A 23,257-nucleotide genomic window follows, 5' to 3' on the forward strand; every position below is an offset into this window, starting at 1 on the left:
GTCGCCAGGTGAAAAGCGGCTGGCACCCTGCAGTGGAAAGCGGCTGGCACCCTGCGGGCAGCAGCGGCCCCATCCCTCCCCCTGACTTGATACATTCCGGAGCTTCATGAGTCTCTCCCGGATCGAGTTCGTCCGCCGGCTGCGCCGGCTGTTCCGGCAGGTGGAGTTCCAGGTCTCGAAGCGGTTCGCGCTCTCGACGCGCGAGGACCGGATCTTCTTCGCGCTGGTGCCGACCGTGGGGCTCGTGGCGGGCGGGCTGGCGGTCATCGTGCAGCGGCTCTCCGAGTGGCTGCGGGTACTGCTCTGGGGGTACACCCCGAGCTTCGAGTTCGCAGTGCGGGCGGGCCTTTCGGGGTGGCGGGTACTCCTCGCCCTCGTCACCGGTGGCGTCCTGGTGGCGATTCTGCAGCGGCTGGCGAAAGCCCCGCTCGCCTCGCACGGGGTCTCGAGCCTCGTCGAGTCGGTGGCACTTCATGGCGGGCGGCTGTCGGTGAAGCCGGTGCTCTTCTCGGCTGCGGCGGCGATCGCCACGGTCGGCTCCGGCGGGTCGCTGGGGCGCGAGGGGCCGATGCTGCGCCTCGGGGCCGCCGTCTCCTCCTGGCTCGGGCAGCGCCTCGGGCTGTCGTCGCGGCGGCTCAAGATCCTTCTTGGCTGCGGTACTGCGGCCGGCTTCGCGGCGGCGTTCAACGTGCCGATCGGCGGCTCGCTGTTCGCCATGGAAGTGGTCCTCGGGAGCTTCGCGCTCGAGATCTTCGGACCGATCGTCGTCGCGGCGGTGCTCGCGACCCTGCTGTCGCGCGCCGCCGAGAGCGCCGCACCGATCTATCCGCTCGAGGGCTACGCGCTCGCCAGCCCCTGGGAGATCGGCTTTCACTTCGGCCTCGGGCTCGTCGGAGCCGTGGCGGCGGTCGCCTTCGTTCTCGGCGTGCGCCTCTTCGCCCGCCTCTTCCGCAAGATCGCGGTCGTGCCCGAGGCGGTCTTGCCCGTCTTCGGCCTCGCCCTCCTCGCCGGTCTCGGCTTCTTCTGGCCGGAGGTGCTCGGCAACGGATTCTCGACCATCACCTCGGCGTTGCGCGAGGAGTTCCCCTGGAGGCTCCTGGCGCTCCTCGCCGGTTTGAAGCTCATCGCCACGGCGCTCACCGCCGGAAGCGGTTGCCCCGGCGGCCACTTCACGCCATCGCTCTGCTTCGGCGCCCTGGTCGGCGGGGCCTACGGCGAGCTCGTCCACACCGCCTTCCCGCACGCCACCGCCTCGTCGGGCTCTTACGCCGCGGTCGGCATGGCGGCGGTCGCGGCGGGGAGCTCGCACGCGCCGCTGTCGGCGATCCTGATCCTCTTCGAGCTCACCGGCAACTACGACCTCATCCTGCCGTTGATGATCGCTGCGATCGTCTCCAGCATGGTGGCCAAGAGGCTCTATCCGTATTCGATCTACACCGAGCCGCTCGAACGCCGGGGCGTCGAGCTGTCGTGGCGGATGGAGGAGGCGGCGCTCGCCGGCCTGCGCGTCGAGGACCTGGTGCGCGACGATGCCGAGACCCTCCTGCCGACCGCGACCTACGCCGAAGTGGTGGACCGCTTTCTCGGCTCGAAGCGCCACCGCATTTTCGTCGTCGACGGCGAGCGGAACCTCCGCGGCTTCGTCTCCCTGCACGACATCAAGCATGCGCTACGCGCGACCGATTCGCTGTCGGTGAAGACGGCAGGCGATCTGATGGCGCCGGTGACCACGACGATCGGGATCGCCGACCGCCTGCACCGTGTCGCGGAGGATTTCGCGCGCAGTGATTTCGAGCGCCTGCCGGTGCTGGGAGATGACGGGCGATACCGCGGCGTGATCGCCAAGCGCGACCTGCTGGCGGTCTACGCGCAGGAGGTGCTCGGCCGCCCGGCGGTGCTCTCGACCTTCGTGGCGAGCGACCAGAACGGCACGCGCGGCACGGCCGTGGAGCTGCCGCCGGACTTCGCCTTGCGCTCGATCGCCGCGACCGAGGAGCTCGCCGGCCGCACCCTCGCCGAGTGCTCTCTGCCGCAGCGCTTCGCGGTACGCGTCATCGAGATCAAACGGCCGGGGCCGGCCGGGCCGGAGTGGATCGTCCCCGACGCCACGACCGTGGTCGGCTACGGCGACGAGCTCGTCGTGCTGGGACCCACGAAGCGAGTGGAGGCGCTCGCCGCCGGGCGATTCGACGATCCGATCGGCAGGGAAGGCGACGCGTGACCTCGTTCGGAGAAATGGGCCGATGACGACGCCGGAGGCGGCGCTGCCGGTCGAGCCGGCGGAAGTCGCCCTGCTGCGGGCGAAAGCGGGCCTCTGTGGCTGCTGCCGGCACGGAGAGGTCCTGCGCTCGAAGCGCAGCGCTTTCCTGCGCTGCGCGCGCGCCGACCGCGACGAGCGCTATCCGCGCTATCCGGGGTTGCCGGTCGTCGCCTGCCGGGGGTTCGAAACTGCCGCCGCCGCGCAGCCCGCGGTGCAGGCTCCCGGCTGCTGATCCGCAAAAGCGGAAGGACTACTCGGAGTCTTCGGGCAACTCCACCATGCGGTGGCGCAGGGCGTAGCCCACGGCTTCGGCGCGATTGTTCAAGTGGAGCTTCTCGAGGATGTTGCGAAGGTGGAACTTGACCGTGTTCTCGCTGACGTTCAACTCCTTGGCGAGCTTGCGGTTGGAAGTCACGCCGCGGACCAGGAGCTCGAGCACTTCGCGCTCGCGCTCGGTCAGGTCGTCGGGATGGCGCTCCTTCTCGGCGCTGCGGCGAGGCTGGGCGAATTCGGCAAGCACCCGGCGGGCGAGTCCCGGGGTGAGCGCCGGTTCGCCTCGGGTGACGCCGTCGAGCAGCGCGAAGAAGCTCGCCGACTCCAGGTTCTTCTGCATGTAGCCCTGGGCCCCCGACTTGATCGCTTCGAACAGCGGCGCGTCGTCCTCGGAGGCGGTCAGGACCACCACCTTGACCTCGGGCGCTTCGGCCTTGAGCAGGCGCGTCGCGGCGATACCGTCGAGCTCGGGCATCGAGAGGTCCATCAGGATGACCTCGGGGCGCAGGCGCTTGCCGAGCTCGACCGCTTCACGGCCGTTCTTGGCCTCTCCCACGACCTCGTGGCCCCGGCTCTCGAGGAGGCTCTTCAGGCTGTCCCGGAAGAGGGCATGATCGTCTGCGATGAGTATTCTCATGATGCCTCCCGGGATTCTACTGGAGTGGGGAGTCTAAATGTCCACTGGGTCCCCTGGCCAGGGGCGGTCCGGAGCTCGACCCTGGCGCCGATGCTCTCGGCCCGTTCGCGGATGGTGAGCAGCCCGAAATGCGGGAACTCGCCGCGCGGCGGAATGGTCGGGTCGAAGCCGGCGCCGTCATCGTACACGACCAGCTCGAGGCCGGTCGGCAGCTGCCGCAGGCTTACCGAGACGAGATTGGCGCGCGAGTGCTTGCGGGCATTGGCGAGCGCCTCCTGGGTCATGCGCAGGAGCTGCAGCTCGGCGCCGGGGGTGAGGATCGGCACTCCCTCGGCCACGAAGGTGGCGTCGATTCCGGTCTCGGTCTCCCATTTCTCCACGAAAGTCGCCAGGGCCGCCCCGAAATCGAGGTCGGGATTGGCCGCCAGCCGCAGGCCGACGATTCCTTCGCGCACGTCGGAGTAGACCTCCCGGGCGGCGGCGGCGAGCTGGTCGAGCTGGCTGTCGGCCTCCTCGAGCCTGCCGCTGCGCAGGTAGCCCTGGACCGCTTGCGCCTTGGTGTTGACGTAGGCGAGCACCTGCGCCAGCCCGTCGTGCATCTCGTGGGCGAGGCGCAGGCGTTCTTCGGAGGCGGCGAGCTCGCCGGCACGCCGATGCAGCTCGGCGTTGTCGATGGCGATCGCCGCACTGACGGCGAAGTGCCCCAGCGTCGCCTCGTCATTGGCGTCGAACGGTGTGCCGTCGACCTTGTCGCAGAGGTAGAGATTGCCGCGGAACGGCATCTTGCAGGGGATCGGGACGGCCAGCAGCGACTTCATCGGCGGATGGTTCGCCGGGAAGCCGACGCTCTCCGGATGCCCGGAGAGCTCGGAAACCCGCATCGCATGGCCGTGGTGCAGGGTGACGCCGAGCACTCCCCGGCCGACGGGTGGCGAACCGATCCTCGAGCGCTCTGCCGGATCGATGCCGGAAGTCACGAACGCCAGAATGCCGCCGGCTTCGGCCAGCACCGACAGCGCGCCGTATTTCGTGGCGACGAGCTGGCGCGCCTGGTCGACGACCTTCTGCAGCACGACCTCCTCGGAGAGCTCGGAGAAGACCAGGAGGCCTGCCTGACGCAGCGCCGTGAGCTCGCGGTTCTTGCGCTCGAGCTGCAGGTGAATACGCTCGATCACGTCGAAGACACCACCCAGGAAAAAGAGCGTGGCGACGAAGACGAAGCCGTCGAGCAGGAGGTTCCCGCCCCACCCGGTGAGGTAGGGAAACAATGCGTGCCGGGCGGTCTCGAGCACCACCACGAAGCCCAGCGAAGCGGCGAACGCAATCCATTTGAGCCGCCGGATCGTGAGCGGCCTCGCGTCGTCGCTCGGGTGGCTCCTGGGGGAGTGCGGGTGGTGGGGGTGGGTGTCGGGGCTCACTCGCGCAGGGATCCGATACGCAACAGAGCGTATATCGGATCCCAGCCGAGGGCACCGGTAGCAAGGGGAACCCAGGAAAACAGCAGCAGGCCGACCCGCAGGATCCCCTCCACGGCGCCGGAGGTCGCCACCGCGATCATGGCGATTCCGACCAGGATGCGCAGGATTCGCTCCCAGCGTGCGATGTTTTTGGATGCCATGAAGTGGTCGCGTCTCCTCGGAGATGGAGTAGAGGGACCATGATTCACCCGAGGCTTCGGGAAAACGCTGAATCGGGTGGCGCAGGTGCTGCCCGCAGGGGTAGGAGTGCCCCGGGCGCGATAGACTCCAGGTGCCATGTCAGGTCGAGCACCGCTGCGCACGTTGAATTACGGGCCCCTACCTTCGTCCGAGAGCGTCAGGGTCGATGCCGTCGGCATCGAGGAGCGCGCCGCCGCGCTCGCCAAGCGCTCGATCAAGAAAGAGGCCAAGCGCGCCGGAATCCGGCTGGCGATTTCGATGATCGATCTGACTACGCTCGAAGGCAAGGACTCGGAGGGCAAGGTCCTGCAGCTCTGCCAGAAGGCGCGCCACCCCCTGCCGGGCGACGCGAGCGTCCCGGCGGTCGCCGCGGTCTGCGTCTACCCCAACTTCGTGGCCGTCGCCCGCCGCGGGCTCGCCGGGACACCCATCCAGGTCGCCTCGGTCGCGACCGGCTTCCCGTCCGGGCTCGTGCCGCTGCCCGTGAAGCTCGATGAGACCCGGCGGGCCGTCGAGTTTGGCGCCGACGAAGTAGACATGGTCATCGACCGTGGCGCTTTCCTCTCGGGCGACTTCGCCCGGGTCGCCGACGAGATCTCCGCCGTGAAGGAGGCCTGCGGCCGGGCTCACCTCAAGGTGATCCTCGAAACCGGCGAGCTCCTGACCTACGACAACGTCCGCCGCGCCTCGGACCTGGCGATCGCCGCCGGGGCCGATTTCATCAAGACCTCGACCGGCAAGATCCAACCTGCGGCGACGCCCGGAGTCGTCCTGGTGATGCTCGAAGCAATTCGTGACCACTACCTCGCCACCGGCCGAAAGATCGGCATGAAGCCTGCCGGCGGTGTGCGCACGACGAAGCAGGCGCTGCACATGCTGGTGCTGGTCAAGGAGACCCTGGGGGACGCCTGGCTCACTCCCGGCCTCTTCCGCATCGGAGCGTCGACGCTCACCAACGATCTCCTGATGCAGTTGGTCAAGGAATCCACGGGCGCCTATCAGAGTGCGGACTACTTCTCGAACGACTGAACCCCCGGGCCCACGAATCCGGACAGAGCGATAGGATCAGTTCGAGCACCGGACCTCCCCGACCGTGTATCGCCAACCCCGCAGCGGCTTCAGCCGCGTCCCCTTCATCCAGGCCTGCACCGTCACCTGGGACGGCCTCGAGACCGCCTGTCTGGTCTGCAACATTTCGATCCTCGGCGTCTACCTGCACCTCGAGGCGCCGCTCGAGCGCCGCCGCGAAGTGACGTTGCGCTTTCAGCTCGCCGACGGTGGCCCGGAGATCGAGGCCGCGGCCGTGGTCACCTGGGTGAACGAGATCCCTCCCGAAGGCGCGACCGGTCTGCCGCTGGGCTGCGGGCTGCGCTTCTTGCGGGTTGCCGCTGACGACCTGCGGCGCATCGCGGCGCTGGTCGCGGCCTACGTCGCCGCTCCCCAGGAGCACGCCGGAGTCGGTGTCGGCCAGCCGTTCACCGGCCGGGTGCGGATTCCGTTCATCGCTACCTGCACGCTCACCGGCAGGTTCGGCATCCGGCACGCAAGCCTCTGCAACCTGAGCGTCCTCGGGGTCTACGTGGCGCTCGAGGATATGCCGGCGTTGGGCGCCCGCGGCCGGATCTCGTTCCATCTCCCGCGCGCCAGCGAAGAGTTCCGCGCCGAGGTTCGGGTCTGTTGGCAGAACCCCGAGTTTCCGGCGCGCGCCCACGCGCTGCCACCGGGTTGCGGCCTCTGTTTCGAGAACCTCGAACCGAAACAGGAGGACCTGCTGCGCAGCCTGGTCGCCGAGTATCAGCGCAACCTGGTGCACTCCGCCAGGGCTGCGGGCGCCGAGGGTACCGCCGGAGCTACCGGCACGGCCCGCTGAGCCCGCCGGCGTCGTCCAACCCGATCCCGGCCGCCCGCAGTGCCGCGTCGACCTGACCCGCCCAGTCGTGATGGGCGGAGGGGGAGGCCGGGCTGGGGTGCGGGATCCGCGTCACCGTCGGAGCTCCTGCGGAACCGGCCTTCCGATCCTCCGAGCCAGCCGCGTCATTTCCGATTGCCCGGCGGACGGCTGCTTCGGCGACCGCTCCGACGGCGACGACGCGGCGTACCGCGAGCACCGCCACGACTTCGGCGAGGGCGGCGTCGCAGACCGCCTCGATGGCGGCGCGTTCGACGCGTGGCAGCTTCTCGGGCGTCAGGTTTCTTCCACCCGCCTCGAGGAATCCGAGCGGACACCAGTTCCAGACGAAAGCGCGGGCGAAGAAGCGCTCCGGCGTGCCGAATCGGGACCGCGCCCAGCCCCAGAGGCGCGCCCCCGAGACCTCGCTGCGCCGGCAGGCGAAGCCCTGCACCGGGCGCTTCGGGTGTTCGGCGGGCGGACGCGAGACGGCGCCCTCGATGCCGAGCCAGTCGCGCACCATGCCGATCTCGCCGAACGGCACGCCGGTCTGCATCATGCCGAACGGGCCGGGGTTCATGCCGACGAACAGGAGCTCCTTCGGGCCGCGCCCCCAGCGCTCGAGATAGAGCTCGAGCGGTTCGCGGGCGTAGACCAGCGGGTTGTAGACGAACGCTACCGGCGGCGCGAAGTCGAGCGCGCCGGCCGCGCCGGCGAGGCGCCGCGTCAGAGGGACGAGCGACGGGGTCTGGCCTGCGGCGGGCAGGAACGGGTCGGGCATCGAGAAGGAGCGTAACAGGCGGAACGGGCGGTAGGATGGCCTCCGTCTTGAGCTACGCACCGATCTCCGACTACCCGCGACGGGCCCACTTCGACTTCTATCGCTCGCATCCGTCGCCGTTCTACTCGGTCACTTTCGAGCTCGACGCGGGGCGCCTGCGCGAGCGGCTCGCCGACGAAGGGGCGCCGGTCTACGCCGGCCTCTGCTGGCACTTCCACCGGGCGCTTCTCACGCTGCCGGCTTTCCGTGTGCGCCTGGCGGGCGATGAGCTCGTGCTCCACGACCGATTGCGAATGGGACTGACGGTGCCGGCGCCGCGCCGTACCTTCACTTTCGCCACCTTCGAATGGCAGCCGGACTGGGCGGCGTTCGCCGCCTCCGCCCGCGGCGTGCTCGCCCGCGCCTCCGAGACCATCGACTTGACCGGCGGCAGCGAGCCCGACTTCGCCTACTACACGGCGTTGCCGAAGATCCCCTTCGCCGCTTTCACGCACGTGACGCTCACCGACCCGACTGCCGGCCAGCCGGGCACGGCGTTCGGCAAGCTCGCCTCTCGCGAAGGGCGACTCGTGGTGCCGGCCGGCGTCCAGGTCAACCACCTGTTCATCGACGGTGGCGATCTGGGCGATCTCTACGAGGCCGTTCAGGCGAGTTTCAACAGCCCCGGCTGAGCGGGGGCGCCCGACCGCCCGGGTCTCAGGGACGGCGGAAGGCGCGAACGATGGCGACCGGCGGCGTGAGGCTCTGGTCGGTTGCCGGTGAGGCCTGGATCTTCCGCACCACGTCGAGGCCGCTCGTCACCCGGCCGAACGCCGCGAAGCCCTGGCCGTCGGGATTCCTCGCGCCGCCGAAGTCGAGAACGGGCGAGTCCTCGAGACAGACGAAGAAGTCGGAGGTCGCGCTGTCGGGAGTGCCGCGGGCCATCGAGAGCGTCCCGGCGAGGTGGCGGAGGCCGGTGTCGCGGGTGCGCTCGAGGGGCACCGGCGGGAAGTCCTCCGTCTGCCGCAGCGGCGCGACGCCGGCCTGCACGACCGCGATCGGCACGTCGGGGCGCGTCTCGGTGTCCGGCCGAACCGTGCGATGGAAGCGCCCGCCGTCGTAGCGCCCGGCGTCGACGTAGCGCAGGAAGTTCGCCGCCGAGAGCGGGGCGCGGACGAGGTCGATCTCGAGGTCGATCGCGCCCAGCTCCGTTTCGAGGCGGACGACGACAGGCGCGGCGCTCTCCGGTGCCGGTGCCGGCGGCGACGCCTGGGCGACCAGGGGACTGCCCAGGCAGGCGAGCAGCAGGAGGCTCCGGAGAGCGAGGGCAGGCGCCGGGTGTCTCATGGCCGGAGATCCTAACGGCTCCCGGGCTCCCGGAGTAGAATTCGCGCCATGCCAAAGGACGCGCCGATCGTTCTGGAGGGTGCCGCGCGGGTGCAGGCCGAGCGTCCGGCGCTCGAGTTCGGCGGTGCCTGGGAGTATTCGCCGGCGCCGGAGTCGACCAGCCATGTGAAGCTGGAGAAGCGCTACGAGCTGTTCATCGGTGGCAAGTTCGTGGCGCCTTCGTCCGGCCGCTACTTCGAGACCGTGAATCCGGCGACCGAGAAGGTCCTGGCCGAGGTCGCGGAGGCGGGGGAGGCCGATGTCGAGGTAGCGGTGCGCGCCGCGGAGGCCGGATTCAAGGTCTGGTCGAAGCTCGCGCCGCTCGAACGCGGCAAGTACCTCTACCGCATCGCCCGCCTGCTGCAGGAGAAAGCGCGTGAGTTCGCCATCCTCGAGACGATGGACGGCGGCAAGCCGATCAAGGAGTCGCGCGACGTCGACATCCCGCTCGCCGCGGCGCACTTCTTCTACCACGCCGGCTGGGCCGACAAGCTGCACTACGCCTTCCCGGGACGCAGCGCCGGCTCGGTCCGGCCGCTCGGCGTCTGCGGCCAGATCATCCCGTGGAACTTCCCGCTCCTCATGGCGGCCTGGAAGATCGCGCCGGCGCTCGCCTGCGGCAACACGGTGGTTCTCAAACCGGCCGAGACGACGCCGCTCACCGCGCTCCACCTGGCGAAGATTTTCCAGGAAGCGGAGCTCCCGCCCGGAGTGGTGAACATCCTCCCGGGGGCCGGCGAGACCGGCGCGCATCTGGTCAATCATCCGCGAGTGAAGAAGATCGCCTTCACCGGATCGACCGAGGTCGGCAAGCTCATCCAGCGCACCACCGCCGCCTCCGGCAAGCGCCTGACGCTCGAGCTCGGCGGCAAGGCGGCCAACATCGTGTTTGCCGATGCCGCGCTCGACCAGGCGGTCGAAGGGATCGTCAACGGCATCTATTTCAACCAGGGGCATGTGTGCTGCGCGGGCTCGCGGCTCCTGGTCGAAGAGTCGGTGGCCGACACGCTGATCGCCAAGCTCGACTGGCGGATCCGCCAGCTCCGGGTCGGCGACCCGCTGGACAAGAACACCGACGTCGGGGCGATCAACTCGCGCGCCCAGCTCGAGAAGATCCGCGAGATGACGGCCTACGGCGTCGAAGAGGGGGCCCACCTCCACCAGTCGCAGTGCGCGCTGCCGGCGAAGGGCTACTTCTTCCCGCCGACCTACTTCACCGAGGTCGCGCAGTCGCACCGCATCGCGCGCGAGGAGATCTTCGGTCCGGTGCTGGCGGTGATGACCTTCCGCACCGCCGACGAGGCGATCGAGAAGGCCAACAACCTCGCCTACGGCCTCTCGGCCGGCGTCTGGACCGACAAGGGCGCCAAGATCTTCGCCATGACCAAGCGCCTGAAGGCCGGCGTCGTCTGGGCGAACACCTTCAACAAGTTCGACCCCACCAGCCCCTTCGGCGGCTACAAAGAGTCCGGCTTCGGCCGCGAAGGCGGCCTCCACGGCCTCGAGGCGTACATCGACCTCGCGTAAACACCGGACCGCAGTTGTAGCGACCAGAAGTTCGAGCCGAGACCGGCCGCCGCATTGTCGGCTGGGCGATGTGCACCCATCTGCGCACCGAGCTCGTCGCGGAAGCGCTCGAGATGGCGCTCGCACGGCGAAAGCCGGAGGACGTGATTCACCACTCCGATCAAGGATGCCATTACACCTCGATCGAATTTGGCAGGCGCTGCCGTGAAGGGCATGTCCGGCCATCGATGGGCACGGTCGGCGAATACTTCGACAACGCCATCTGCGAGAGCTCCCTCGCTACGCTCGAGTGCGAGCTGCTCGATCGAAGGACGTTTCGTACCCAGGTCGAGGCCCGGATGTCGGTCCCGTCCCATATCGAAGGCTTCTACAACCATCGACGCCGGCGCTCGGCGATCGGGAACCTCAGCCCGATGCGCTGCGAAGTTTGTCACGGCGATGCGATCGCAGCCGGCGAGCTCGACAGCACGCCGCGTTTCCGTGGGACCGAAGGGCTCGTGGAGCCCCTGCAGGGCTCCCCGACAAGCCCACAGCCGGCCGTATGAGTGAAAGCCGAAAACTGTCCACCGAAACGGGGCGGCTCCAGTGCACGGCTACTCATGGAGGTCGCTCTGCTCGGCGACACATGGTTGTGTATGCTGTCTGTGGCTCAGGAATCCGGGCCAAATTGGCTGCTCTCTGAGGGGGGCGAGCGCCTGGTTCCGGGGGTCGGTGGTGGATGGGCGGCGTTACAAGGACTTGTTGCAAGGGAAAACCAAGGGGAAGGAATGCTACTCCCATTGCGCGCTTCTACCCGCAGGCTGCGCTATTCGCTTCTAGCATGCTTGCTGTTCCTCGTCGAATCGAGAGAAGCGTTAAGTCAAACCACTCCAGAGCAGAGTTTTTCCGAAAACCTGATCGTGTCGGAGCTCGTGGTTTTCGTCGATGACTCCGTGTTGCCTGAAATGGAATCATTCTCACGCAAGGCGCCCTCAGATTTCATGGTGCTAATCGACGGGCTTCCGGCTGAGATCTTCGTGCCGAGCCGCCTGGATGCGGCTGACGTCTCAATGGATCGCAAGAAGACTAATTTCGATGAGCTTCCAACGGTCGCGCATCTCGTCTGGGTCGATGCGGACTTGGCATCCCAGTCGCAGATTGCTGCTGCTGCGAGTCAGTTGGCCGCAGCTTTCAAGCACTTTCCAGAGAATGAGACCTTCTCGTTGGTTGAAGTCACTCGGGAGTTAGTCTCCGCGCATCGCAACATTTCGAAGACGGACCTTGTACTTCGTTTGCTTGCCTTGGCTTCTACTCGAGAGGCTCAAGTGCGGCCGACCATAGAGCAGCAAGTCGCGGCTTTGAATCGACTTGCGACCGAGATTCCGACCTTCGAGCCAGCAGATATCGGTGCGATGTGGCTGGTCGTTGAGCCGTGGTCGCTTGATCCGGCTGCTGCTGAGGCAATATTTCGCCAGGACGCTGACGAAAGTTGCTCAAGGACCGCGCTTGGCGCATTACAGAGGGCCTTTCGAATCGTAGCCAGCTTCGGGTGGGTCGCCTTTCCCGTTACCGTCCGGACGGTAGGTTCTGCCCCGGCACTGCGGCCTGAGATTTCAGGCTACGACAAATTCATGGAACGGGAGCCAGCGACGCGAGCAAAGCGCTTTAAAGCGTTCACGTGGACGCTTTTTCGGAAGCGAGCTCGTGAGGCGCGCAAGACGCCCGGATCTAGCGTCGCGCGTTCCCTCGAAGTGGCTCTCGATGTTCAGCTTGCGCCCATGGCGATTCTGGCCCGCGAGACGTCAGGCTCAATTGCCGGAGACACCTTTCGAGTCGGCCGCCTGGCACAACAGCTCAGGCAGCGGCGGCGCCTTGTCGTTCGAGATGCGGCCGTCGTGGGTGCGAGTCTTCGAAAGCTCAAGGTCTTGTGGACGGCGGGCGATGGTCGAGCGGTCCCAGCGCTTCCGTGGCTCTCATCAACTAGTCCCCTCGAGCTGGGTATCGCGCGCCTGCTAAGCGTCTTGCAAGAATCCAGGCCGCTTGTTGGCTCCCCTGTGACACTTCGCGCATCAAGAATGGGCGAAGCTGACGAACCCACACTCTGCTTCGCAGATCCAGGCAAGCGCCCAGCGAGGCGAGCGCTCTGGTGGGACGGCGCGCGCGAGAGGATTGGAGTAAGAACTTCAGAGCAGACTGCAGAGTCTGACGGTGGGTGCGTCCAGCTTCCCGGCGGACTCAAAGGCTCAGACGCCGCAGTGCTTGAATCGCTGAATTCGATGGAGTGGGGGGGCGGAAGCATCTCGGCCCTGTCTCGTCAAGACAGGACCGAGTCGACGATGTCTGGCGAATTCCAAGACAGTCCCCCCGACCGCTAGGAAGATTGAAGAGTGCCAGCCCAGCTGAGGCGAAATGTCATAGCCTCAGGGCAATTGACTGGCGCCGTACAGGCCTCCCGCCACACCTCAGCTTTGTGATCTTGGGTTCTGGATCCTGCTTTCACGGGATCGTGTCGGGATTGCAGAAGCTATATCCTCCGACCGGATCGCAAATGAAGTAGTCGAGAAAAGTCGAGCAAGAGAGCTCGCAGCAGTCCGTCTCCGAAATCGAGTAGAGACAGTGCGTTGTTACAGTGCGCCTGTCCCACCTGTCGGCGGCGTTACACGCACTTGTGTCCTCGTACTGTCGGTGTTCCTCGACCACCCCGTCGAAGAATCCTACGTGCTGATCTGTGTCAGACGCACAGGCTGTCCAGCGATCCGCAACAACAAAGTTGCCATTCATTGAGTCGCAGACGTCGCCCTTGCTGTCGCCATCGCAGTTGGCTTGATTGGTGTTGTTGGTGCAGACGCAGTTGTCACTAAGGTTAGCAATGCCGTCGGTATCGCCTGGGATTCCTTCTCCGATCAGCCAAGCCTCACATGAACTCGTCGCCCCCCCGAGTTCCGGATCCGAGCAGTAGCGTGAGCAGAAGCCGACACAGTAGTTGGATGTGCACGTTTGAATTGCGAAGGTCGGAGAAGCAATGAGGAAGAAAGTCGAAAGAACTGCCATCGCGGCCAAAATGGGGTGGTGAACTGCTTCTGCTCGTGTCACGAGATTTCTCCTTCGATTCGGAAGTTGGAGATTAACGACGGCGTCCGTGAGTCGCGCGGCGTGCGCGAGACGACAGCGATCGGGCTAAAAGCCTCAATAGCTCTAAGGCGGGCTGCGAGCTGACATACCGTTGGAGACGTTCGGAGCCGTCATGCGAAGGGCTTTTGAGCCGGAAGTGCTGACACTTCTCTTGTGAGGAAGCGTAAGAATGGCATCTGAGCGAACCTCCAGGGAGGCATCGCAGGCCTCGACAGGCCCAGTTTCCGTGGTGAGGCGAAGTTCCACCTACCTACTAGAAGAAACGAACGGCGAGCTCGGAATTAACAAGCGCAGAAGTGGAATCCTTGTGGAGCGGAGCGGCCGCGGGCGTGCGCGTGCCGTGTGTCCGTTGGAGTAGGATCCCGGCGCTTCGCTGATGGCGGAAGTGAATTGACTGGGAGCGTCGAGTCATGCGGGAACGCTGCAACCGAACACAAGCCTAGGATCGCGTTTCGTAGAGAATGCTATTGGTGGCCGCACCCTAACCTATGGAGGACGCGATGCGAGCACTTCTAGTCGGGATCATGATTGGACTCAGTAGCTCGTCCATCTTGTTTGCCTCGGAAGCTCAGCGATTGCGACTGCAGATTGGTCATGTCTCTTCTCCCCTCGAGCTGACTGGCACTGTCGGCCTTGGCGCTGACAATGCGCTAGGCGCTCGAATTGCGTACGAGCGACTCTTCACGGAGAGATTCGGTCTTGAAGTGGGTTTGGCATCGTCTCAGCATGATCTGACGCTCGTGATCGTGAACGGAGTGCCGAGAACGTCTTCGTTTCGAATGAGTCCGTTGACTCTAAGTGGAACTTTGCATGTAGGTGATTCGAATCGCGTGGACTCCTACTTTGGAGCGGGCCTGGCGTATGTGACCGTCAGCGACTACACGCCAGCTGGTTCCTCGGAAAGTATCTCGGTGGATTCGGAACTTACATGGACGGTGCAGTATGGGATGGATATTGCGTTGGGAAGAAAGCAAAGGCTTAGCGCAAAGAAAAAGCGATGGAGTCTCGGATTCTCAGTCTCGTACATGCAAGGGGAAGCCGAAGCGGGCTCTCTGTCGCTTCCTCTCGAGACAGTCAACATTTCTGCGGGCGTTGTCTGGCAGCTGAGGTAGGGGAGGTCGCCGCAAGGCAGCTCGAGGGGTGCCGGAACTTTGTTCAAGAGGAATAGGCCTGGGCGAGACGGAGTGCGGCTCGCTTCGCGGCAGCCCGCGCTGCGGTAGAAGTCGGTCGACCCGTCGCACGCGCAAGATCTTCGTACGAGAGGTGCTTGTCGAGGCGACCGACAAGAAGTATTTGATCGTCTTCTGAAAGTCTTGCGATAGCGGCGAGATACTTGCGTCGCTCTTGCGCATCTATGGCGTCATCGAGGGGCGAGTCGACCCCTGCTATTTCGATTTCCCCGTTGATGACTTCGCCGGTAGTCGAGCGCCGAATCTCATCGCGAACCAAATTGTCGACGCAAACCATGAGATATCGCCTCAGCGCAGGCCCGTCAATAGCGCCAAGTTCGCCGATAGTGCGCAGCGCGCGATAGAGCGATTCCTGAACCAAGTCTCCTGTATCCATTCGACGACGCGCGAACGGCGGCAGCCGGCAGTGCGCCCACCGTTTCAATACCGCAAGGAGCGCAGGCAGAAGATCTCGAGTGTGGGCGGCAGTCGCTTCCGCTCCGGAACTGTGAGTCCTATTCTTGCTGCTTCGCAAGAGGAGCCTCCTCGGAAGGGTTCAGTTACATAACAATTTGTCAATTGCTTGCGATGAGTTCGTATGGATGTTAAAGCAAAGAGGCCGAGTGCGCGCTGCCGGCCAAGGGCTTCTTCCCGCCGACCTACTTCACCGGGGTTGCCCAGTCGCACCGCATCGCGCGCGAGGAGATCTTCGGTCCGGTGCTGGCGGTGATGACCTTCCGCACCGCCGACGAGGCGATCGAGAAGGCCAACAACCTCGCCTACGGCCTCTCGGCCGGCGTCTGGACCGACAAGGGCGCCAAGATCTTCGCCATGACCAAGCGCCTGAAGGCCGGCGTCGTCTGGGCGAACACCTTCAACAAGTTCGACCCCACCAGCCCCTTCGGCGGCTACAAAGAGTCCGGCTTCGGCCGTGAAGGCGGCATCCACGGCCTCGAGGCGTACGTCGACCTCGGGTGAAGCCCCTCCTGCGCGGGTAGGCTACTGCGTCTTCTCGAGCACCACCGGCAGCGCCAGGCGGTAGAAGAACCACGCGAGCGGTAGGGCGACGGCCGCGACCAGCGTCATCCAGAGGGCGGCGGTCCAACTCGTCGAAGTGCCCAGTGCTGCGAGGTCTCTCGCGAGGCCGAGGAGCGGGGTGACTGGGTTCCACGCGACGAGGGTGCGGAAGAGCCCTTCCTTCGGCACGGCATAGAACACCGGGGTCATGAAGAACCAGAAGGTGGTCACCGCCTGGAGGCCCTTGCCGACGTCGTGGTAGAGAGCGTGGAGCGGCGCGAGGAAGAGGCCGATGGCCGTGCCGAGGAGCGCCAGGACGACGAGCGGCAGCGGCGCCAGGACGACCGTCCACGGCACGCCCTGGCGAAGGAAGAGGAAGACCACCGCGACCACCAGGATCTTCGGCGCGACGTTGACCAGCACGCGCGCCACCGCCGCGCCGATCAGGCTCTCCGGCGGCAGGTCGAGCTTGGCAAGGATCGCGCGCTCCGAGGCCAGGGTGTCGATCTGCACCGTGATCGACTCGACGAAGGTCTGCCAGGCGACCAGCCCGAGGAGCACGAAGGCGGCGTAGGGGATGCCGGTGTCGCCGGCGTCGAGGATCTTGGCGCGGTCGGCGAGCACCGCCCAGAAGACCATGCCGAGCGCCGGCAGGAAGGCGAGGAAGCCGCCGAGTAGGGTCTGCCGGTACTCGGCGTGCAGCTGGCGCGTGAGCATCTGGCGCGCCATCCCCGCCGAGGCGGCGAGGTCGCGCCGCATCTGGGCGAACAGGCGGCGATGGCGGTCTCGGCCGGCGTCGGGCTGGTAGACGATCTCTTTCACGGCGCGGGCTCCGGTGTCTCGAGCGGATTCTGAATCTGGCTCTCGAGCCAGCGCCAGACCGCCCAGTCGCGGTCTCCCCAGTGATGGTAGACGTGCACGAGATACGGTCTCACGAAACCGGCCCGGCCGTCGAAGCTGAAGCCTCGGTCGGCATCGAAGTGGAGGCCGGGCTTGTGGTAGTCGGCGAGGAAATTGAACTCCTTCGGCAGCGTGGCCTGATCTTCGAGGCCGTGTTTCCAGGCGGCCGCGATCAGCGTCCCCTGATCGCGCGTCTTCCAGCGCGGCAGCTCGAAGCTCGCGAGCGTGAGCTCGTGCCAGCTGTCGAGGAACGGGGCCGCCGGGGAATCGGCGCCGGCTTCGAAGAGAAAGACGCCGCCGTTCCAGTGCTGCCAGTCGGGCTCGGTAATGACGACGCCGAAATCCTCGGCGATCGCTTCGCGCAGGTGGTCGCAGGGGCCGTGGAAGACCCGCTCGCCCTCGCCGTCGACCCACTCGCCGCGCGCCTCGTCGAAGCGGAATTCGCTCTGTGCGGCGACGTAGAACGGGACGTCGGTGAGGAGCAGGCGCCCGGCCTCGTCGTAGCCGCGCCGTTCGTCGAGGCGCCAGTCGAAGCCCGTCTCGCGCCGGATGTACTCCGGCAGCGTTCCCAGCGCGTCGTCGATGACCGCGCGCGCCGCCTGCGCGGCGTCCGCGCCGCGCCAGAGCCGACGGGCCAGGCGCGCACCGTAACGCGGCCAGACGAAGGCGAGCAGAGCCGCCTTGCGCCGCCAGGGATGGCCGGCCGTGCGCTCGAGGAGGCGTACGACCGCATCGCGCCGCTCCACGAGCTCCGGCTCCACTGCGACATAGCGCCCGGAATAGGCCGCGAGCTTCGCCTCCAGCCGGCGCCGCTTCTCCGCGAGCTCCGGCGGACAGGCGTCGAGCGGTTCGATCAGGGCGTTGAGCGCCTCCGCCTGGGCGAGGCGGCGCACCGACAGGCAGCCGCACTCGACCGCCCACGGGCTGAAGTAGCGCATCCGGCAGTGATCGGTGGCGAAGGTGACTGGACCGCAGCGGTACATGAAGACCTGGTCGACACCCGGGCGCGCCGCGAGAACGTCGGTGTCGAGGTAGCAATAGGAGTGGCGCGGTTCGAGGATGCGGTGCAACGAGGTCTTGAGCCAGATCGCCGCCTGGGCGTCGGAGAGCGCCGCGGGCGTCGGGCAGTCGATCACCCGGTCGTGGTCGATCGGCAGGGCATTGCGTCGCGCATCGGTCACCACGAAGATCGGACTCTCGGCGAATCGCCGCAGGTGGCGGAGCGCGACATGCAGCGACTCGATCTGCTCCGCCGCGCCGCAGACCACGAAGACGAAGCGCTCTTCGCGGCTCACGTCAGCCACTCCCGGTACCAGAGCTCGAGCACCGCCACCTTCCAGAGGCGCCAATGGTCGGCGGCCGCGAGGAGAGCGGCGACCGCCGGCGCCTGGAGAACGCCGTCGCGCACCAGCCGCGAATCGCCGAGCAGCCCGGTGTACCAGGCGATGTTCTGGTAGTAGGCGTCCGGACCGACGAAGCCCTGCTTCCGGCGCTGCAGAATGGCCTCGGGGAGCCCCCCGAGGTTGGCGCGCAGCAGCGGCTTCTGCTCCCCGGGGCGGAAGTAGACCTCCGGGTCGAAACCGAACAGCAGCTCGACCAGCCCGGGATCGAGGAACGGCACCCGCACTTCGAGCGAGTTGGCCATGCTGGCGCGATCGACCTTGGTGAGCACCAGCTCCCCCATGAAGGCCCGGATGTCCAGCCACTGCAGACGCTGCAGCGGTGCGAGCTCGGGTCGCACCAGGCTGCGGTAGAACCACCAGGGATCGTCCGGCAGGTGGGCGTGGAGATCGGGGTGGAGGAGGCCTGCGAGACCGGCGCGGTCGAAACTGCCCATCGCCATCGCGCCGGCATAGAAGGCGACCAGGTCGTCGGCCGCCGGGTCGCCCGCTGCGCGGGCCGCCATGAAGTCGCGCTGCCAGGTGTAGCCGCAGAAGAACTCGTCGGCGCCCTCGCCCGAGAGCACCGCCTTGACGCTGCGCGCGGCGAGGTGGGAGACCGCGAAGGTGGGCACGATCGAGATGTCGGCGAGCGGCTCGTCGTAGGTCCACGCGAGACGGCGGACGAGCGCCAGGCTCTCCGGGCCGAGGATCCAGCTGCGATGCTCGAGGCCGAACCCGGCCGCCACCCGCTCGGCGTAGCGGTGCTCGCTCTCCGGCCAGTCGTCGAAGCCGATCGCGAAGCTCGGCCCGTCGGCGCCCAGGCGATGGCGATAGAGGGCGAGCGCCGAGGAGTCGTAGCCGCCGGAGAGGAACGAGCCGACGGTGACGTCGCTCAGCAGATGCCCGCCGACCGCTGCGGCGAGCCGTTCGTCGACGGCCGCCGCCGCGTCGGCGGCCGGCACCCGGCGCTCGCCGGGAGGCAGCGTCCAGTACTCCTGGACGCGCGCCTCGCCGCGCCGGTCGAGTCGCAGCCAGCAGGCCGGCGGCAGCTTCGCCATACCCTTCCAGATGCACTTCGGGCTCGGCACGTAGCGGTAGACGAGGAAGTCGCAGAGCGCCGACCAGTCGACCTCCCGCCGCACTGCCGGGTGGGCGAGGAGGCCCTTGGCCTCCGACGCGAAAAGCATCCGCTCGGAGTCGGAGAAGTAGTAGAGCGGCTTGATCCCGAAACGGTCGCGGGCGAGGAGCAGCTCCCCGGTGGAGTCGTCCCAGAGCGCGAAAGCGAACATGCCGTCGAGCCGCTGGAGCACGTCGATGCCCCATTCCTCGTAGCCGTGGAGCACGACCTCGGCGTCGCAGGAGGAGCGGAAACGGTGGCCGCGGGCCTCGAGTTGCCCGCGCAGCTCGCGATGGTTGTAGATCTCGCCGTTCAGGGTGAGCCAGAGGCGCTCGTCCTCGGACGGCATCGGCTGATGCCCGGCGGGTGTGAGGTCGACGATCGCCAGCCGGCGATGGCCGAGTCCCGCCCGCCCGTCGGCCGAGAGCCAGCTGCCGGCGTCGTCCGGGCCGCGGTGCTCGAGGGCGTCGCGCATGGCGGCGAGGCCGGCGGGATCGACGATTCCGCGATGCTCGACCTGTCCGACGATGCCGCACATGAAGGTAGGCCTCGGTCCGGGTGCGTCTCAGAAATCGCCGGCGCTGGCGAAGTTCTCGCGCAGCACGGCGAACTGGCGCGGCAGCTTGGCGAGTCCCCTGGGAAACAGGGCGAAGTGCAGCGGCAGAAGGGGCCAGAGCTCGGTGTGGCGGGCGACCGCGATCGCCAACGCGGTGGGCGGTAGCCACTCCTCGTAGAAGTCGTTCAGGAAATAGAGGAACTTGAAGCGCAGTTGGCGCCTGGGCAGGTACGGGAACTTCCACGCCGAGAACATCAGCGCGGTGAAGGCGAGGAAGGCGGCGAACCCGACCCAGACCGGCGCCGCCGGAGCGAGGAGCACCAGGACGGCGGCGAGCGCGCCGAGCTCGAGCGGCAGGAGGAGGCGATTGACCAGGGCCAGCACGCGCACCGGACCGCGGGCGAGGACGAAAGTGCGGAGGCCGGCGCGGCGGTCGTTCTCCCGATCTCCGAGCTGGTGCAGCAGGATGTTGCGCAAGCCCTTGCAGGAAAGGGCCAGAACGACCAGCGTCGCAAGGCCCGGCGCGAGACTTCCGAGTCTTCCCGCCGCCTGCGGAAAGAAGGTGAAGAGCGTGATCGCAACCGGCACGAGGTGCCCATACAGGGTGTCGGCGAGGACGCCGGCCAAGCCGCGCTCCTTGAGCCGGAACGGGCGAACCGAGTAGAGCGTCAGCAGGCTGAGCTGCATGGCCAGCAGGGTGAGATTGACCGGGTTGCGCGGCAGCAGGCTCCAGGGTGCGAGGCCCACCGTCAGGAGGCCGAACAGGATCGCGGCGCGCGTCAGGGGCCCTCTTGCGGCGGCGGCGTTGGCTTTTCCGGCGGCGCGATCGGCAGCGATGTCGCAGGCGTCGTTCAGGAAGTAGCCGAAGCCCGCGATGCCGACGACGCTCGCCAGGAAGAGCGGCAGCATGGCGAGGAGCTCGCCGCCGGGCAGCGCCCCCACGGCGGTCGCTGAGTAGGCGGCGGCGAGAACCGGCGGCACGATGTGCTGCCACCAGAGAGAGAAGCGAAGGAGCCCCGGGCCAGGCATTGGGAGGCGGGAGTCTACGCGGTCCCGGCGCGGGGGGAGTGCGCGCCGCGTGGCGCGGGCTTGCGCGCCTTGAGCTCGAGCCAGTCGAGAAAGGTGACCGGCGGCCCTTCGTAGATGTCGATCGCGTTCGCCGCCACGAAGGCGTTGCCGAGATCGTGCTGGGTCGCGAGCGGCGGCTCGCGCAGGTACTCGAGAGCGAAGCCGGCGCCGGCGAGCGCCGCGAGGAACTCTTTCTGCGCCTTGATGTTCAGGCAGAAGTGGCGGTTGACGTTGGCGACGACCCTGCGAACGCGGGGGCGCTCGCTGCGATCCGGAATGCGGTCGCGCTGGAAAAGGTCCTTGGCGTAGAGCACGCCGCCCGGCTTGAGCACCCGAAGAGCCGATGCGAGGGCCACCTGCGGATGGTCCGAGTGCACGAGCGACTCGAGGAAGAGGACGGCATCGAACGATTCCAGAGGGTAGAGCTCCTCGAGGCGATGGAAGTCGCCCTGGGTGACGACGACGCAGCTTTCCATCCCGGCGGCGGCGACCCGCGCCCGGGCCTCGGCCACCTGCACGCCGGAGATGTTGAGCGCCGCGACGCTCACCCCGCGGTGCCGTGCCAGCCAGAGTGCGGGGCCGCCGATGCCGCAGCCGGCGTCCAGGACGCGCATGCCGGGCGCGAGCTCGGCCTGGTCGGCGATGTGGGCGAAGAGCTCTCCGAGGTCGGTCGTGCGCTGCGACTGGAAGGTGTCGCCGAAGGCCGCCATGTAGCGCTCGTGCCAGGCGTCGTAGTAGCGCGCGACGCGCTCCGAGCTGAGCTCCTTCGGCGCGAGCCAGCGGCGGAGGAAGCGGGGCGCCCTCGGGATCACCAGCGCTCCGGCGGCACGCGGCCGCCGCCCGCGGCACCGGGGCCCCGGACTAGAATGCCGGCTGTGAAAGCCGGAGAGTCGTGAGCGCGCCCGCGCTGGTCGCCGTCGAGGCGGTGTCGAAGAAGTACTGCCGGGATCTCGAGAAGTCGTTGCGCTACGGGCTGCATGACATCGGGCGGGCGCTCGTCGGGGGCGGGGCCGATCCCGGATCCCTGCGCGACGGTGAATTCTGGGCGCTCTCGCAAGTCTCCCTCGAGCTCGGCGCCGGCGAGTGCCTCGGTGTCATCGGCCCCAACGGCGCCGGCAAGAGCACGCTGCTCAAGCTGATCCAGGGGCGGCTGCACCCGGACCGCGGACGCATCGTGGTGCGTGGCAAGCTGGCGGCGATCTCGGAGCTCGGCATCGGTTTCAACCCCATCCTCTCAGGTCGCGAGAACATCTTCCACAACGCCGCGCTGCTCGGCCTGGCGCGCGACGAGACGCGCGGCCTTCTCGATCAGATCATCGAGTTCTCGGAGCTCGAGGAGTTCATCGACGCGCCGGTCTTCACCTACAGCTCCGGCATGCGGGCGCGCCTCGGCTATGCGGTGGCCGCCCATCTCGATCCCGACGCTCTGCTGATCGACGAGGTCCTCACGGTCGGCGACCTCGCCTTCCGCAGGAAGTGCGTCCAGCACATGCAGCGCTTTCTCGCCCGCGGCAAGGCGGTGCTGCTGGTCTCGCACGAGATGTACAGCGTCCAGACGCTGTGCACGCGGGCGATCTACCTCGAGCGCGGCGAGGTCGTCTTCGCCGGCGCAAGCACCGAGGCCGTGAACCTCTACCTCAAGGCCCGCCGCGGCCTGGCACCCCGGCCGCCTGCGGCGCGGGCGGACGGCCCTCCGCAGGCGGCCGACGCCGCAGTTGCGGGCGAACCGGCCGGAGACCTGGCGGCCGGGGCGAGCGCCGCGGCGGAGCCGAAAGGCGAGCGCCGTGGGCCGAGCGCCCGCGAGCCCGTCCTCATCACCGGCGTCGCGATCGAGGCGCTCGATCCCGGCGCCCCTGCGGGTCGCCCCGCGGGGGCCGAAGTGCGCAGCGGCGAGGCGGCGCGGGTCCTCGTGCGCTACCACGCCCACGAGAAGCGCGACCGGCTCTTCTGGGCGTTCCGCATCGCTACCGCCGACCTGCTGGTGCAGATCACCTCCGGCATCCTGCCGGCCGAGAGCTTTCCCGGAAGCCGGCTCGTCGCCGGGGAAGGCACGCTCTCCTGCGTTATCCCGCGCCTGACGCTCACCGCCGGCACCTACGCCATGCGGGTCGTTCTCGCCGAGGCCGACGGGACGCTCCTCGCGATGTTCGGCTTCGAGGACGCGCCGCTCTACTTCCACGTCGCCTCCGGCGCGAGCGCGGTCGACAACATGCACGAGATGTCCGGCGACCTCGTCACCCTCGCGGTCGAGGGCGACGCCTGAGGGCCGTGCGGGACCGTCCTCTGCCTCGCAGCGTGATGGCCGCGGACCGGGCCCTGCGCGGGGCGAGGCTTCTCGCCGCCCTGAGCTTCGTGCTCGCCCTCGCGGCGCGCGCGGAGCGTCTGCCGGTGAAGCTCTACGACACCTCGGACGGACTCGCGGGCGACGCGGTGCAGAACCTCTTCCGCGACTCGCGCGGCTTCCTCTGGATCGCGACGAGCTCCGGCCTGTCACGCTTCGACGGTCAGATCTTCCGCAACTACGAGGGCGCGGAGGGTCTGCCGAGCC

At 67.5% G+C, this 23,257-nt stretch carries 24 protein-coding genes; 12 read left to right on the forward strand and 12 right to left on the reverse strand.

Going from position 1 to position 23,257, the window contains the following annotated elements; translation table 11 throughout:
* The first annotated feature begins 106 nt into the window (after positions 1 to 106).
* Both KBI44_03855 and KBI44_03860 read left to right on the forward strand, forming a co-directional pair.
* On the forward strand, positions 107 to 2,221 hold the full coding sequence (locus KBI44_03855; protein MBP9143596.1) for a chloride channel protein: 2,115 nt from the start codon (positions 107 to 109) through the stop codon (positions 2,219 to 2,221).
* Positions 2,222 to 2,243: 22 nt separating this feature from the next.
* Positions 2,244 to 2,492 (forward strand): hypothetical protein, encoded by a 249-nt coding sequence (locus KBI44_03860; protein MBP9143597.1) that lies wholly within the window; start codon positions 2,244 to 2,246, stop codon positions 2,490 to 2,492.
* Positions 2,493 to 2,510: 18 nt separating this feature from the next.
* On the opposite strand, the gene KBI44_03865 is transcribed toward KBI44_03860, so the two are convergent.
* The 3 genes from KBI44_03865 to KBI44_03875 are packed head-to-tail and all read right to left on the reverse strand — an operon-like array spanning position 2,511 to position 4,788.
* The gene (locus tag KBI44_03865) at positions 2,511 to 3,170 is read right to left on the reverse strand and encodes a response regulator transcription factor (GenBank protein MBP9143598.1); all 660 of its coding nucleotides are present in this window, start codon (positions 3,168 to 3,170) and stop codon (positions 2,511 to 2,513) included.
* Positions 3,167 to 4,588: a GAF domain-containing sensor histidine kinase gene (locus tag KBI44_03870; protein MBP9143599.1), complete on the reverse strand. Its 1,422-nt coding sequence runs from the start codon at positions 4,586 to 4,588 to the stop codon at positions 3,167 to 3,169. Before KBI44_03870 ends, KBI44_03865 begins: the two co-directional genes overlap by 4 nt.
* Complete coding sequence (locus KBI44_03875; protein MBP9143600.1) at positions 4,585 to 4,788, reverse strand: DUF2892 domain-containing protein; 204 nt, start codon at positions 4,786 to 4,788, stop codon at positions 4,585 to 4,587. Before KBI44_03875 ends, KBI44_03870 begins: the two co-directional genes overlap by 4 nt.
* Positions 4,789 to 4,924: 136 nt before the next feature.
* Here KBI44_03875 and deoC point away from each other — a divergent pair, with 136 nt between their 5' ends.
* Positions 4,925 to 5,857: a deoxyribose-phosphate aldolase gene (gene deoC / locus KBI44_03880; GenBank protein ID MBP9143601.1), complete on the forward strand. Its 933-nt coding sequence runs from the start codon at positions 4,925 to 4,927 to the stop codon at positions 5,855 to 5,857.
* Between the two features lie 64 nt (positions 5,858 to 5,921).
* Positions 5,922 to 6,698, forward strand: coding sequence for a PilZ domain-containing protein (locus KBI44_03885; protein MBP9143602.1), 777 nt, complete (start codon positions 5,922 to 5,924; stop codon positions 6,696 to 6,698).
* Here KBI44_03885 and KBI44_03890 read toward each other — a convergent pair.
* Positions 6,679 to 7,446, reverse strand: coding sequence for a single-stranded DNA-binding protein (locus tag KBI44_03890; GenBank protein ID MBP9143603.1), 768 nt, complete (start codon positions 7,444 to 7,446; stop codon positions 6,679 to 6,681). The two genes, KBI44_03885 and KBI44_03890, sit on opposite strands and share 20 nt — an antisense overlap.
* A 98-nt stretch (positions 7,447 to 7,544) precedes the next feature.
* Here KBI44_03890 and KBI44_03895 point away from each other — a divergent pair, with 98 nt between their 5' ends.
* The gene (locus KBI44_03895) at positions 7,545 to 8,168 is read left to right on the forward strand and encodes a hypothetical protein (protein MBP9143604.1); all 624 of its coding nucleotides are present in this window, start codon (positions 7,545 to 7,547) and stop codon (positions 8,166 to 8,168) included.
* Positions 8,169 to 8,193: 25 nt separating this feature from the next.
* Here the strand turns inward: KBI44_03895 and KBI44_03900 are convergent, their stop codons facing one another.
* Complete coding sequence (locus tag KBI44_03900) at positions 8,194 to 8,823, reverse strand: peptidylprolyl isomerase (GenBank protein MBP9143605.1); 630 nt, start codon at positions 8,821 to 8,823, stop codon at positions 8,194 to 8,196.
* Positions 8,824 to 8,871: 48 nt separating this feature from the next.
* Between KBI44_03900 and KBI44_03905 the strand changes: the two genes are divergently transcribed.
* The 3 genes from KBI44_03905 to KBI44_03915 all read left to right on the forward strand — a co-directional run bounded on the left by KBI44_03905 (position 8,872) and on the right by KBI44_03915 (position 12,743).
* Complete coding sequence (locus KBI44_03905; protein MBP9143606.1) at positions 8,872 to 10,389, forward strand: aldehyde dehydrogenase family protein; 1,518 nt, start codon at positions 8,872 to 8,874, stop codon at positions 10,387 to 10,389.
* A 68-nt stretch (positions 10,390 to 10,457) separates the two neighbouring features.
* Complete coding sequence (locus tag KBI44_03910) at positions 10,458 to 10,934, forward strand: DDE-type integrase/transposase/recombinase (protein ID MBP9143607.1); 477 nt, start codon at positions 10,458 to 10,460, stop codon at positions 10,932 to 10,934.
* Between the two features lie 279 nt (positions 10,935 to 11,213).
* Positions 11,214 to 12,743 (forward strand): hypothetical protein, encoded by a 1,530-nt coding sequence (locus tag KBI44_03915; protein ID MBP9143608.1) that lies wholly within the window; start codon positions 11,214 to 11,216, stop codon positions 12,741 to 12,743.
* A 121-nt stretch (positions 12,744 to 12,864) separates the two neighbouring features.
* On the opposite strand, the gene KBI44_03920 is transcribed toward KBI44_03915, so the two are convergent.
* Positions 12,865 to 13,461 (reverse strand): hypothetical protein, encoded by a 597-nt coding sequence (locus KBI44_03920; protein ID MBP9143609.1) that lies wholly within the window; start codon positions 13,459 to 13,461, stop codon positions 12,865 to 12,867.
* 539 nt (positions 13,462 to 14,000) lie between these two features.
* Here KBI44_03920 and KBI44_03925 point away from each other — a divergent pair.
* Positions 14,001 to 14,612 carry a hypothetical protein gene (locus tag KBI44_03925; GenBank protein ID MBP9143610.1) on the forward strand — a complete coding sequence of 204 codons (612 nt, stop codon included), beginning with the start codon at positions 14,001 to 14,003 and terminating at the stop codon, positions 14,610 to 14,612.
* A 43-nt stretch (positions 14,613 to 14,655) separates the two neighbouring features.
* Here KBI44_03925 and KBI44_03930 read toward each other — a convergent pair whose 3' ends face one another.
* A complete protein-coding gene (locus KBI44_03930; GenBank protein MBP9143611.1) occupies positions 14,656 to 15,204 on the reverse strand; it encodes a sigma-70 family RNA polymerase sigma factor in 549 nt (182 codons plus the stop codon).
* Between the two features lie 95 nt (positions 15,205 to 15,299).
* On the opposite strand from KBI44_03930, the gene KBI44_03935 reads away from it, so the two are divergent.
* Positions 15,300 to 15,647: an aldehyde dehydrogenase family protein gene (locus KBI44_03935; protein MBP9143612.1), complete on the forward strand. Its 348-nt coding sequence runs from the start codon at positions 15,300 to 15,302 to the stop codon at positions 15,645 to 15,647.
* A gap of 21 nt (positions 15,648 to 15,668) precedes the next feature.
* Here KBI44_03935 and KBI44_03940 read toward each other — a convergent pair whose 3' ends face one another.
* Genes KBI44_03940 through KBI44_03960 form a run of 5 tightly spaced genes read right to left on the reverse strand, consistent with a single transcriptional unit; the run spans position 15,669 to position 21,521 of the window.
* Positions 15,669 to 16,508: an ABC transporter permease gene (locus tag KBI44_03940; protein ID MBP9143613.1), complete on the reverse strand. Its 840-nt coding sequence runs from the start codon at positions 16,506 to 16,508 to the stop codon at positions 15,669 to 15,671.
* On the reverse strand, positions 16,505 to 17,881 hold the full coding sequence (locus KBI44_03945) for a hypothetical protein (GenBank protein ID MBP9143614.1): 1,377 nt from the start codon (positions 17,879 to 17,881) through the stop codon (positions 16,505 to 16,507). The genes KBI44_03940 and KBI44_03945 overlap by 4 nt, the downstream gene beginning before the upstream one ends.
* The gene (gene asnB / locus KBI44_03950) at positions 17,878 to 19,623 is read right to left on the reverse strand and encodes an asparagine synthase (glutamine-hydrolyzing) (GenBank protein MBP9143615.1); all 1,746 of its coding nucleotides are present in this window, start codon (positions 19,621 to 19,623) and stop codon (positions 17,878 to 17,880) included. Before asnB ends, KBI44_03945 begins: the two co-directional genes overlap by 4 nt.
* Before the next feature lie 27 nt (positions 19,624 to 19,650).
* A complete protein-coding gene (locus tag KBI44_03955; protein ID MBP9143616.1) occupies positions 19,651 to 20,670 on the reverse strand; it encodes a UbiA family prenyltransferase in 1,020 nt (339 codons plus the stop codon).
* Positions 20,671 to 20,684: 14 nt separating this feature from the next.
* Positions 20,685 to 21,521: a class I SAM-dependent methyltransferase gene (locus KBI44_03960; GenBank protein MBP9143617.1), complete on the reverse strand. Its 837-nt coding sequence runs from the start codon at positions 21,519 to 21,521 to the stop codon at positions 20,685 to 20,687.
* 80 nt (positions 21,522 to 21,601) lie between these two features.
* On the opposite strand from KBI44_03960, the gene KBI44_03965 reads away from it, so the two are divergent.
* Complete coding sequence (locus KBI44_03965) at positions 21,602 to 22,972, forward strand: ATP-binding cassette domain-containing protein (protein MBP9143618.1); 1,371 nt, start codon at positions 21,602 to 21,604, stop codon at positions 22,970 to 22,972.
* A 35-nt stretch (positions 22,973 to 23,007) separates the two neighbouring features.
* Positions 23,008 to 23,257 (forward strand): hypothetical protein (locus tag KBI44_03970; GenBank protein ID MBP9143619.1); only part of this gene is annotated, 250 nt, incomplete at its 3' end.

The organism is Thermoanaerobaculia bacterium, assembly GCA_018057705.1.
Taxonomy (GTDB): Bacteria; Acidobacteriota; Thermoanaerobaculia; order Multivoradales; family JAGPDF01; genus JAGPDF01.

Bases quoted from the DNA above. Each gene is read 5' to 3' on its own strand.
- KBI44_03855 (MBP9143596.1), top strand. From the start codon at position 107: ATGAGTCTCTCCCGGATCGAGTTCGTCCGCCGGCTGCGCCGGCTGTTC.
- KBI44_03860 (MBP9143597.1), top strand. From the start codon at position 2,244: ATGACGACGCCGGAGGCGGCGCTGCCGGTCGAGCCGGCGGAAGTCGCC.
- KBI44_03865 (MBP9143598.1), bottom strand. From the start codon at position 3,170: ATGAGAATACTCATCGCAGACGATCATGCCCTCTTCCGGGACAGCCTG.
- KBI44_03875 (MBP9143600.1), bottom strand. From the start codon at position 4,788: ATGGCATCCAAAAACATCGCACGCTGGGAGCGAATCCTGCGCATCCTG.
- deoC (MBP9143601.1), top strand. From the start codon at position 4,925: ATGTCAGGTCGAGCACCGCTGCGCACGTTGAATTACGGGCCCCTACCT.
- KBI44_03900 (MBP9143605.1), bottom strand. From the start codon at position 8,823: ATGAGACACCCGGCGCCTGCCCTCGCTCTCCGGAGCCTCCTGCTGCTC.
- KBI44_03905 (MBP9143606.1), top strand. From the start codon at position 8,872: ATGCCAAAGGACGCGCCGATCGTTCTGGAGGGTGCCGCGCGGGTGCAG.
- KBI44_03910 (MBP9143607.1), top strand. From the start codon at position 10,458: ATGTGCACCCATCTGCGCACCGAGCTCGTCGCGGAAGCGCTCGAGATG.
- KBI44_03925 (MBP9143610.1), top strand. From the start codon at position 14,001: ATGCGAGCACTTCTAGTCGGGATCATGATTGGACTCAGTAGCTCGTCC.
- asnB (MBP9143615.1), bottom strand. From the start codon at position 19,623: ATGTGCGGCATCGTCGGACAGGTCGAGCATCGCGGAATCGTCGATCCC.
- KBI44_03955 (MBP9143616.1), bottom strand. From the start codon at position 20,670: ATGCCTGGCCCGGGGCTCCTTCGCTTCTCTCTCTGGTGGCAGCACATC.